Annotated in this window: 10 protein-coding genes; 4 read left to right on the plus strand and 6 right to left on the minus strand. The window is 71.0% G+C overall.

Going from position 1 to position 11,128, the window contains the following annotated elements; translation table 11 throughout:
* The first annotated feature begins 660 nt into the window (after positions 1–660).
* Positions 661–903 carry a hypothetical protein gene (locus K2X24_RS09015; protein WP_292496955.1) on the plus strand — a complete coding sequence of 81 codons (243 nt, stop codon included), beginning with the start codon at positions 661–663 and terminating at the stop codon, positions 901–903.
* A 152-nt stretch (positions 904–1,055) separates the two neighbouring features.
* Positions 1,056–1,316: a hypothetical protein gene (locus tag K2X24_RS09020; protein WP_292496957.1), complete on the plus strand. Its 261-nt coding sequence runs from the start codon at positions 1,056–1,058 to the stop codon at positions 1,314–1,316.
* Between the two features lie 103 nt (positions 1,317–1,419).
* Here the strand turns inward: K2X24_RS09020 and K2X24_RS09025 are convergent, their stop codons facing one another.
* The 5 genes from K2X24_RS09025 to K2X24_RS09045 all read right to left on the minus strand — a co-directional run bounded on the left by K2X24_RS09025 (position 1,420) and on the right by K2X24_RS09045 (position 5,993).
* Positions 1,420–2,424: an SDR family oxidoreductase gene (locus K2X24_RS09025; RefSeq protein WP_292496959.1), complete on the minus strand. Its 1,005-nt coding sequence runs from the start codon at positions 2,422–2,424 to the stop codon at positions 1,420–1,422.
* Between the two features lie 112 nt (positions 2,425–2,536).
* Positions 2,537–3,820, minus strand: a complete 1,284-nt coding sequence (locus K2X24_RS09030; protein ID WP_292496961.1) for a cation:proton antiporter — start codon at positions 3,818–3,820, stop codon at positions 2,537–2,539.
* Positions 3,821–3,940: 120 nt separating this feature from the next.
* Positions 3,941–4,240: a hypothetical protein gene (locus tag K2X24_RS09035; RefSeq protein ID WP_292496964.1), complete on the minus strand. Its 300-nt coding sequence runs from the start codon at positions 4,238–4,240 to the stop codon at positions 3,941–3,943.
* 83 nt (positions 4,241–4,323) lie between these two features.
* The gene (locus K2X24_RS09040) at positions 4,324–4,677 is read right to left on the minus strand and encodes a hypothetical protein (protein ID WP_292496967.1); all 354 of its coding nucleotides are present in this window, start codon (positions 4,675–4,677) and stop codon (positions 4,324–4,326) included.
* Positions 4,678–4,880: 203 nt separating this feature from the next.
* Positions 4,881–5,993 carry an FAD-binding domain-containing protein gene (locus K2X24_RS09045; protein WP_292496975.1) on the minus strand — a complete coding sequence of 371 codons (1,113 nt, stop codon included), beginning with the start codon at positions 5,991–5,993 and terminating at the stop codon, positions 4,881–4,883.
* A gap of 209 nt (positions 5,994–6,202) precedes the next feature.
* Here K2X24_RS09045 and K2X24_RS09050 point away from each other — a divergent pair, with 209 nt between their 5' ends.
* Both K2X24_RS09050 and K2X24_RS09055 read left to right on the plus strand, forming a co-directional pair.
* Entirely contained in the window at positions 6,203–7,402 is a 1,200-nt protein-coding gene (locus K2X24_RS09050; protein WP_292496969.1) for an FAD-dependent monooxygenase, read from the plus strand.
* Positions 7,403–7,565: 163 nt separating this feature from the next.
* Positions 7,566–10,223, plus strand: coding sequence for an MHYT domain-containing protein (locus K2X24_RS09055; RefSeq protein WP_292496971.1), 2,658 nt, complete (start codon positions 7,566–7,568; stop codon positions 10,221–10,223).
* A gap of 12 nt (positions 10,224–10,235) precedes the next feature.
* Here the strand turns inward: K2X24_RS09055 and K2X24_RS09060 are convergent.
* Positions 10,236–11,128: LacI family DNA-binding transcriptional regulator (locus K2X24_RS09060; RefSeq protein WP_292496973.1), on the minus strand; the 893-nt coding region annotated here is incomplete at its 5' end.

The following is an 11,128-nucleotide window of genomic DNA, read 5'->3' on the forward strand; positions in this document are numbered from 1 at the left end:
CCGGTGGAAAGCTTCATGCAGCTCGGCGACCGATCCGTGCTCAGCTACCTCGTCAAACCCCTCTCCGATCAGATCGCAAAGGCGTGGCGGGAACGGTGAGGGGGCTGGCGGCGGCCCGGACCGCGGGCCGCCGCTACAGCGGGGTCGGCAGGCCTCGTCCATTCGCGATTCGATGATGATTTCGACGTTCGGCTGGTGCAGCCGTGCGAACGTGGATCATCGCTCCAGCGTTGTTCTCAGCGTCCGCTCTTCGGACTGACGTTCAACTTCCGGATCATGGATCGAATGTGAATTCGCAGGCTCAAGATACGCTCGGGGAGGGAATCCGATCCCGCAACGATTGGGTGTTCCTCGAACCCTACCATTAGTTAATCGCCTCCTCCAATCGCCTACGCTGCGCCGCAAAAAAGCAGCCAAGACTATCATGCGGAGTGAGTCAAGTCCGCATTGTAGACAATCCAGGATTTCCAGTAATCGGCCGAATCGTCCTTCCGATGGAGGCTCGGACACCATCCTATCCGAGGGGCGAATCTTTCCGCCGACTAAAACCTCTGGGACATCCTTCAGCGAGGTTTGACACGACCCTTGGCGTAGTTCGTTTGCCCGGCAACGCGTTGCACTCTGGGCGAATCGAGCTATTCACACGTGCCTGATTCTCGCGTGGTGCAGAGCATTTTCCTCATGCATTTTCATTTCGATCTCACCGACGGCCGCAACACGATGTCCGATGCGGAGGGCGTCGATGCCGCCGACCTTTCGGAAGCCATCGAGCAGGCCGGCATCGTGATCGAGGAATTGCGCAGTGGCGGGGAATTGATGGATGTGGACGGCGCGTGGGAACTCGTGATCAAGGATTCCGGCGGGAACGAGTTGCATCGCATTCCGATCCGATCGGGGGAATGACATCGACCGCCTGCGTCAGTCAGCGCATGGGCTTCGCTCCGGATTACGGCTCGGGTCCTTCGCGGGGCCTTGAGATTCCGCCGATCCGCCGTCATCCCCGGTCGGTAAGGCAAAGTCGATCTTCGTGACGCAGGACAGGGGACCGGATGACGATGGAGCCCGACGACGATCTCCTGCGGTTCCTCGATCGTGACGAGGCGGAGGCTGTGTTCCGGGAACGCCGCGCCCGGGCCGACGACGACCGGCCGGAGGCGCGCGCCGCGGCCGCCACGCGACCGTCCGCGATCGCACTGATGATCACGCAACGTCAGAGGGTTCGACTTCGCGGCCTGGGATTCTCGGAGGACGCGATCCGGTCGATGACCCCGGCCGAGGCGCATGAGCGCCTCCGGCTCGCCGGGCCCGAAGGCTGATCGCTTCGGCCACGGTCCGGCGGATGCCGTACGGGCGCGCGCTTCCGCCGCCCATCGCGGACCGAATCGATCCAGAGCTTCGAGCCCCCGGAGGCCGTGAGCATCAGAGCGGGCGTCGAGCGCGCCTTGCGAGGGCGAGGGCTCCCGTGGCCGCGAGGCCCGTGGCGATCGCCAGGGTCGTCAGTGGATGCAGCGTGGCGCGGGTGTAGGCGCTCGTGCGCATGACGTAGACGGGCGGGTCGCCGCGCTCGGTGCCGGCCTGCGCCGGGGCATGCAGGGCGCCGGTGGGATTGCGGGGCGGCTCGCCACGCTTCTGGAGGGCGATGATGGCCGGGGCCAGCTCGTCGTAGGCGCCGGGCACGAACGCCTTGCCCATCACGAACATCTTGCCGCCGCCACCCACGAAGATGTCCCGCTGCGGATGCACGGCGGCGTGCAGGATGGCGTTGGCGACCTCCGCCGGCGGGTAGATCGGCGGCGGCAGCGTCGGCTCGCGGTCCATGTAGTTGCGCGCCCGGTTCGGCAGCGGCGTGTCGACCGAGGCCGGCTTGACCAGGGTGACCGAGACCGGTGCGCCCTCCGCGATCAACTCCATGCGGAGGGTGTCGGTGAACCCCTTCACGGCGTGCTTCGAGGTGGCGTAGAGGCCCTGGAACGGGAAGGCGAGGTCGGAGGCGACGCTGCCGACGTTGATGAGCGCCCCGCCGTGCCGGCGCAGGTACCCGACCGCGATCAGCGATCCGTTGACCGTGCCCCAGAGGTTGGTCTGGATCAGGCGCTCGTGGTCGGCATACGCGATCTCGCGCAAGGGACCGTAGACGGTGAGGCCGGCGACGTTGACCCAGGTGTCGAAGCCGCCGAAGCGCGCCCGTGCCGCGTCGGCGATCGCCTGCACGTCCGCGCGCTGGCCGACATCCGCCGTCACCGCGAGGGCCTGGCCCCCCTCGGCCTCGATCTCGCCGACGATGCGGGCGAGCACATCGGTGCTGCGTGCGGCCAGCACCACCCGGGCGCCCCGCCGCGCGGCTATGCGCGCGGTCGTCAGCCCGATGCCGCTGGAGGCGCCGGTGATGACGATGACCTGATCCCGCAGGGGCTTGTGCTTCATGGGTCCGACTCCTCGGCGAACCGCGCATCGCCGGTCCGTGACGATGACCCGTTCGGGGCGTTCCGTGTTCTGGCCTGCGACGATGCGCGTCGCCAGGTCGGGTACCTTCCGCTCACGGGCGCGGAACGGCGAGCTTCAGGTCGAGCTGGGCGCTCTGCGTGTCGCGTCCCATGCGCCGGTCGAGGGCACGCAGGACCGGCGTGACCGTGACGCCGTGTCCGAGGATGGAGAGCAGTACGGTGAGGCCGGCCGTGGCCCAGATCAGGTCCGGGCGCTCGAAGGTGGCGTGCCCCATGGCGAAGGCGAGGTAGTAGACCGTGCCCAACCCGCGTATGCCGAAGACGCTGACGACGGCGCGATCCGCCAGCGAGCGGCCGCTGCCGAGAAGGCCGATCCAGCAACTTAAGGGACGCACCACCAGGAGGCCGATCAGCGCGAAGGCCACGGCCGGCCAGGTCAGGGCCTGCAGCAGGCCGCCACCCACGAGGACGGCCCCGAACCCCACGAGCAGCACCATCATCAGGAGGCGTTCGAGTTCCTCGGCGTAGTCGTGCATCTTGCGGTGATAGGCGTGGCCGCGGCTGGACGAGCGCAGCCCGATGGCCGCCGCGAAGACGCCGACGAAGCCGTAGGCGTCCACGGCCTGGACGCAGCCATAGGCGATGCAGGTGACCCCGAGGGCCACGAAGCCGTCGCCGGTGCGGGAAAGCTTCGAGACGTTGGGCAGATGGAAGGTCAGCCACCCGAGCGCCCGCCCGACCGCTGCGCCGAGAACGGCACCGACCGCCACCTTCCAGAGAACGTCGATCGAGAGCCAGTGCGACCAGGACAGCCCGGTCAGGCTGCCGGTTCCCGCCAGCGCGACGGCGAGGTTCACGAACGGGAAGGCGAGCCCGTCGTTGAGGCCGGCCTCTGAGGTCAGGGCGAAGCGCGGCTCGTCCTCGTTTTCCTCGGCCGGATGCCCGACCTGAACGTCGGAGGCGAGCACCGGATCGGTCGGGGCCAGGGACGCAGCGAGCAGCAGGGCGGCCGCGAGCCCGAGGCCGAGCAAGGCAGAGCCGAGCGCGGTGAGGGCCAGGATGGTGAGCGGCATGCCGATGCCGAGGAGGCGCCAGGTCACCGACCAAGTCCTGAAGCCGATCAGGCGGTCGATCTTCAGGCCCGCGCCCATCAGGGAGATGACGACGACCGCCTCGGTCGCATGCTCGATGACGGCGAGGTGCGAACCCGGATGGGGCGTGAGGTCGGCGATCGCGGGGAACAGCGACAGGGCCGCGCCGATACCGACACAGCAGATGGGCAGGGACAGGGGCAGCGCCCGAAGCACCATCGGCAGCCATGCCGTCAGAAGCACCAGGACACCGAACCCGGCGACGACGAGGACATAGATTTCCATTGATGGGTCAACGATCCCGTGAACAGGCGTGTTCCGCGTGGCCGTGTCTCCGCGACACCGGCACCCGCAACGCTGCTCCGGTGCCGAGCGGCGTCGGCGCTCCCGCCGACCGTCCGGAAATCAGGAGAGAAGGCGCCCGGGATGCGTCTGGATCGCCGTCACCTCGTCGCCGTCCCAGAGGATGCCGTATCCGGCCTCGCAGGCGGCCTCCGAGGCGACGGCCTTCCAGTCGCTGAACGGCCGGTCGGCGGCGCGGGCGAAGGCAAGGTCGCAGATCCGGGTGACACTACCCACCGAGGTGCCGCCGCGCCGTGCCCAATGTCGATGCAGGGGGGCGAGGGCCGCGTCGTAGAGCCTCGCCTGCTCGTGGAAAGCGACGAGGTCCAGTCGCATGTCCTCGATTTCGGCCGGACCGATCATCGTCGTGGCACTCCTCGGGATGGGAAACGGGGCGTGGGGAATGTGGCCGGAGACGCGCCCCCGGCCCGGTCTGTCGGAACGACCTACGGCAGGGCGCCGATCATGCCCTTGGCTTCGCTCATCGTGTTCTCGCAGGCGCGCTGGTCGCCGCGCCGGTCCTCGTCGGACGCCCGGATAATGAGGGTCCGGGCCACGGCGACGTGGTCGGCTGTCGAGACCATGGCGAGATCGCTCGGTGCATCGGGGCGGGGAGCCTGGAGGCCGCGAAGCGAACCCGTGCGCAAGGTATGACCGTCCTTGAGACCGGCGACCTGAACGGCACCGGAACTGTCGAGGCGGCGCTCGATGGTGCCGATCTGCTCGGCGCAGGAGGAGGCCAGGGCGGGGAGCGGGAGGAGCGCGGCGGCGAGGCAGGCGAACAGGGGCATGGGGCGCATCGGGATGACTTCCGGTGAGACGGCAGCATCGCGGCTTCGCCCGGCGAGCGAATGAACCCGATGCCGTCCCTCACGCGTCGATGCGAAGGGTAGCGTGGGTACAACGGCCGGAGCATGGTTATGTTGCGGTGCAAAAACGCGGGTCCGCCCGGCGTTTTCGGGCGGGCCGGGGAGCGGTCCGGATCGGCTGGCGTGCCGAAGGTTCAGCGACCGAGGAGGGCCGGTATGACGGAGCGCAGGCGGGAATAACCCCGCGTGGATCGCGGCCATGCGGCCTCGTCCCAGGCCCGGCGCACGCGCCGGCATCCCTCCGGCAGGGCGACCGCCGAGGGGCCGACGGGTGCCCAGGCGGTCACGACCGGGCGATCGCCCGCCCAGCCGGCCTCGACCGCCCCGGCCGGACATCCGAAATGGGCACCGGCCCGGGCCAGGGCATCCGCCATCGCCTCCGCATCGGCGGACTTGACCCGATCGGACGCTCCTGCCGCGTGAGCGATCAGGCCGCCGATGCGCACGACCGTCACGGCGCCGAGCGGCAGGCTCTCCGGGTTCAGGTCGTCGAGGTGCAGGAGCAGCGCGACCTCGCCCGACGGCGGAGCATCGGCCGGCGGCAGCGGGACCTCGCGCGGCGGCATCGGCTCAGCGAGGGCATCCGGGTATTCGTCGAGCCCGGTAGGGTCGAAGCGCCCCTCGGTGTACCGGCGGATGTTCTCGGCCCGTGCGACGTAGTGCTTGCCGCGGGTATGGAGCCCCGCCACCCAGCGCCAGGACAGAGTGTTGCTCGCCGGATCGCCGTCGAGGAGGTGGCGCATGAAGAAGTCGGCCCCGAGCGCCCAGGGCAGCCGAAGGGTGAAGATCCAGATCGAGGCGAACCACATCCGGGCGTGGTTGTGGAGCCAACCCGTCTCCACGAGCTCTCGCGCCCAATCGTCGAAGCCGTCGATGCCCGACCGGCCCTGCACCGCCGCCTCGTAGGTCCGGCGCAAGCCGGGCTCGGTGAGCAGACGCGCGTGGTGCGCCTCGGCAGACGCGAGGGCGTCCGTCCAGGCGGCGGGGTGGGTCTCCAGATGGCCCTTGAAGTAGGTCCGCCAGAACACCTCCGACACGAACTTCTCCGCGCCTACGTCGCCGAACGCGTGCTCCGCGGCGGCCACCACCTCCGCTTCGGTGACGAGGCGGCGGCGCAGGTAGGGCGAGAGCGCTGAGGTCGTCGGCGCGTGCGCCGGTCCCCGGTCGGTGTTGCGGTCGGCGGCGTAGGCCGCGCCGGCATCGGCGAGAAACTCTGACAGGCGGTCGAGCCCTGCGGCACGGGTCATGGGGCGGGCCATGGGGCGGGTCGTGGGAAATCTGCGATCCATCGACCCGACCTAGGGTCGTGGGCGGGGATGAAAGATGCGACCCAATCGCATCCGGGCCGCGAAATCCCGGCGGGCCTCGGCGGGAACCTCGGTTTCGGGCCGGAATTCCGGTACGGCGCAGCCGGCGGACGCCCGGCGCGCACCTCCGCCGGCTCTAGGTGAACCGCATGTCCCGTCGCATCCTGATCACCGGCGCCAGCGTCGCGGGCAACGTTGCCGCCTGGTGGCTCGGCCGGCACGGCTTCGACGTCACCGTGGTCGAGCGTAACCCCGGTTTCCGGGACGGCGGGCAGAACGTCGATGTCCGCGGAGTCGGGCGCGAAGTGCTGCGGCGCATGGGCCTGGAGCGCGCCGCCCTCGACCACGGCACCGGCGAGGAGGGCACCGCCTGGGTCGACGCGGCGGGCCGGACGGTCGCCCGCTTCGCCGTGGACCCGAGCCTCGGCGACGGCCCCACGGCGGAGATGGAGATCCTGAGGGGCGACCTCGCGCGGCTTCTCTACGAGCCCGCCCGGGCGCGGGCGACCTTTCGCTTCGGCGACACGGTGACCGAAATCGCGGACGGGGCCGACGCGGCCCGGGTGACCTTCGCGGGCGGTGCGGTCGAGGCCTACGACGCCGTCATCATCGCGGAGGGAGTGGGTTCGCGGACGCGCAAGCGTGTCTTTCCGGGCGAGAACGACCCGCGCTGGATGGGATTGACCATCGCGTACTTCACCATCCCGCGGACCGCCGACGACGACCGGATGTGGCGCTGGTACAACGCGCCGGGCGGGCGCAGCATCTCCCTGCGGCCCGACAACCACGGCACCACCCGGGCAATGCTGGCCGTGCGTCAGCCTCAGGGGGCCGAGCAGGACTGGGACGCCGCCCGCCAGAAGGCGTTCCTGCGGGAGCGCTTCGCGGATGCCGGCTGGCAGGCCGCGCGGGTGCTCGCCGGGATGGAGCAGACGGAGGATTTCTACTTCGATGTCCTCCGGCAGGTGCGGCTGAAGCGCTGGGCCCGGGGGCGGGTGGCGCTCACCGGCGACGCGGCCTGGTGCGCGACGCCGCTCGCGGGCATCGGCACCACCCTGGCCGTCACCGGCGCCTACGTGCTGGCGAGCGAACTGGCGCGCGGCACCGACGTGCCGGCCGCCTTCGCCGCCTACGAGCGCGCGATGCGGCCGATGGTGGAGAGCGGACAGGGCGTGCCCGGGATCGCCCCCAAGATCATGAATCCCCGCAGTCGCCTCGGCATCCGTCTCCTGCACGGCGGGCTCCGGCTCGCGAGCCGTCCCGCCATCCGCCGGCTGGCCTCGAAACTCGGCAGTGGGCGCGCGCCGGAACCCGATCTCGCTCCCTACGCGGCGCTCCTTCGCGCCTGAAACCGGCGCGGGAATTCCCCCGGGTCAATCCGTTCGGGCGCCGCACGGCTTCGTGAGACCGACGGGCGCGCGCGAATAGTCTACAGACGACGGACGTCGCCTCCCCGACCGGCCCGTCGCCAGGTCGCCCGGGAGGGGCGGACCGCCACCGCACGGGCATTCCATGGTTCATACCGGCTACGACCCCGCTCTCGTCGCGCTCTCGATCGCCGTCGCGGTCTTCGCCTCCTACACGGCCCTCGACCTCGGCGCGCGCGTCCGCGGTGCGGCCGCCGGCCTGCGCTGGGTCTGGGTCGGCGCCGCGGCGATCGCGATGGGGGGCGGGATCTGGGCGATGCACTTCGTCGGCATGCTCGCCTTCGAGATGGGAGCACCGGCGGCCTACGATCTCGGCATCACGGCCCTGTCCCTCCTCGTCGCCGTCACCGCCACCGCGGCGGCCTTCGGCTGGGTGGCGATCCGAGGTGCCGCGCCCCGGTCGCTCCTTGTCGCCGGTCCGCTGATGGGCCTCGGCGTCGCGGCCATGCACTATGTCGGGATGGCGGCGATGCGGGTGCCGGGGAACCTCGCCTACGATCCGGCGATCGTCGCCGCTTCCGTCGCCATCGCGGTCCTGGCCGCCACCGCCGCCCTGTGGCTGGCCTTCCGCCGCAACCGGCTCTGGCAGAAGCTGGTCGCGGCCTGCACCATGGGGCTGGCGGTTGCCGGCATGCACTACACCGGCATGGCGGCGGCGAGCTTCACCCTCGCGGAGGAGGGCGCCCACGCGGCACACGGGATGGTCCCGGCGGCGGGTCCGCAGAACCTCGCCCTGGCGGTGGCGGGCGTGACCTTCGTCATCCTGTTTCTGGCGATGATGGTGGGCTCCCTCGACCAGGGGCGGGTGCAGCGGCGCCTGCACGTCAGCGAGGCGCGCTTCCGCTCAGCCGTCCGCGCGGTCGACGGCGTCATGTGGAACACCAACGCGGCGGGCGAACTCGTGGATGAGCAGCCCGGCTGGGAACAGATCACCGGCCAGACCTACGCGGAGTATCGCGGCGGCGGCTGGACCCGCGCCCTTCACCCCGACGACGCGGAGAACGCCCGCCTCGTCTGGGAATCGGCGGTCCGGACCGGCACGCCCTACGTCGTCGACCAGCGCGTGCGCCATCCGGACGGCAACTGGCGCCACTACGCGGTCCGCGCCGTGCCGGTGCACGATTCCGACGGGGCGATCCGCGAATGGGTCGGCGTGCATGTCGACGTCACCGGGCGTCACGCCTACGAGGCGGCCCTGCGGGAGGCCCGCGACGCCGCCGAGGAGGCGAGCCGGGCCAAGAGCCGCTTCCTCGCCAACATGAGCCACGAGCTGCGCACCCCGCTCTCGGCGGTCATCGGCTACGCCGAGATGCTGGAGGAGGAGGCGGAGGATCTCGGGCAGGACACGTTTCTCGCCGACCTCGGCAAGATCCGGGCGAACGCCCAGCACCTGCTCGGCCTGATCAACGATGTCCTCGACCTCTCGAAGGTCGAGGCCGAGAAGATGGACGTGTACGCCGAGGACTTCGCCGTCGACGGCTTCGCGCGCGACGCCGCCGCCACCGTCGAGGCCCTGGTCGCCAAGAAGGGCAACCGCCTCGTCCTCGACCTCGCGCCGGACCTCGGCGACGCGCGCACCGACGCGGTCAAGCTGCGCCAGTGCCTGTTCAACCTGCTCGGCAACGCCGCGAAGTTCACGGAGGGCGGGACGATTACCCTGCGGGTTCGGCGCCGCACCACCCCGAATGGCGACCGGCTGAGCTTCGCCGTCGCCGATACCGGCATCGGCATGTCGCCCGAGCAGGTGGCCGGACTGTTCCAGCGCTTCGCGCAAGCCGACGAGACGACGACGCGCAAGTACGGGGGTACCGGCCTCGGCCTCGCCCTGACCAGGGCCTTCGCCGGCCTGATGGGCGGGGAGATCGAGGTGGAGAGCCTGGCGGGCGGGGGCACGACCTTCACCCTGACCGTGCCGGCCGTCGTCCCCATCGTGGAGGCGCCGGCGGAGGCCGAGCCCGCCGAGCGGTCGGAGCACGAGGCCAGGGGCAGCCGCGGCCTCGTGCTCGTCGTCGACGACGAGGCGAGCCAGCGGGACCTCATGGCGCGCTTTCTCATCCGGCAGGGCTTCTCCGTGCGGACGGCGGGCGACGGACGGACCGGCCTCGACCTCGCCCGGACCCTGGCGCCCCGGGTGATCCTGCTCGACGTGATGATGCCGGAGGTCGACGGCTGGACGGTGCTGGCGACCCTCAAGGCCGATGCGGTGACCCGCGACATCCCGGTGGTGATGGTGAGCTTCGTGGCCGACGCGGCGCTGAGTGCGTCCCTCGGCGCGGCAGACGCCTTGCCGAAGCCGGTGGATTGGGGGCGGCTGAAGGCGGTGCTGACCCGCCTCGGACCCGAGGCCGGCGGCGTGCTGGTGGTGGACGACGACGCGGGCATGCGCGAGCGCCTGCGCCATGTCCTCGAGCGCGACGGCTGGGCGGTGCGCGAAGCCGGCGACGGCGCCGAGGCCCTGGCCCGGGTCCACGAGGCACGCCCGGCCGTCATCCTGCTCGACCTGACCATGCCGGTCATGGACGGCTTCTCGTTCCTGCTGCGGCTGCGCGCCCTGGCCGGCGGCAGTGACATCCCGGTGGTGGTCCTCAGTGCCCGGGACATCTCGCCCGCCGAGCGGAGCGAACTCGCCGGCGTCGACCGGGTCGTGCGCAAGGGCGATGCCAGCCTGCAGGAACTGGCGGCCGAGGTCGCCCGGCTCGGGCAGGCTCCCGAGGCGGCTACCGATCCGGTGAAGCTTCCCTGAGCGGACGCCTCCTCAGCACCGGGTGCTGGCACGCGTCACGAGGCGGGGTCTTACCAGCACCTCGGACGGCCCTGCCTCCTCCGCCTCCATCAGCGCGAAGGCCCGCGTGGCGATCCGGTCGAGGCCGACATCGACCGTGGTCAGGCGATAGGGCGGCCAGGCCGAGGCGGCGACGTTGTCGTAGCCGGCCACCAGCACGTCCTCCGGACAGCGCAGGCCGAATTCTTCCCGGAGGGCGTCGATGGCGCCCATCGCCGTGAGATCGTTGAGGCAGAACAGGCCGTCCGGCCCGGTGCCGGACGCATAGAGCGCCCGCACCGCCACGGTACCGCCGCCGTGGTGATGATCGCCCTGCGCCCGCGCACACTCCGCGATCCCGAGTTCCGCCAGACCCTGCCGGAAGCCGGCTTCGCGACGTTCCTGGGCGAGCGTGCCCGACCGGCCCGCGATGTAGCCGAACCGGCGGGCGCCCTGCGCGTGCAGGTGCTTGGCGATCGCGATGCCGGCCCCGTGGTCGTCGGCCGCCACCGTCCGGACCCAGCGGTTGGTCACCGCGGAGTTCATCGTCACGATGGGCACCGCAAAGCGCGCCAGGGCTTCGGCCACGTCCGACGCGTTCACCGGGAGCGAGGTCAGGACCGCGTCGACCTGATAGCCCGAGAGGAGTTCCACGGCCGAGCCGAGCGCCCACTCGTCCGCAACGACCACCAGCATCACCTGCCGTCCCGTCCGCTGAAGCCCCGCCGCGAAGCTCTCCAGGGCCATGGCGTGGAAGGGGTTGGCGAGGCCGCCGACCGCCACGGCGACGATGCCCGAGCGCCCGGTCGTCAGCGAGCGCGACAGGAGGTTCGGCCGATAGCCCAGCGCCTCGGCGGCCGCCAGGACCTTGGCGCGGGTGGCCGGCG

The organism is Methylobacterium sp. (assembly GCF_019750675.1).
GTDB lineage: Bacteria > Pseudomonadota > Alphaproteobacteria > Rhizobiales > Beijerinckiaceae > Methylobacterium.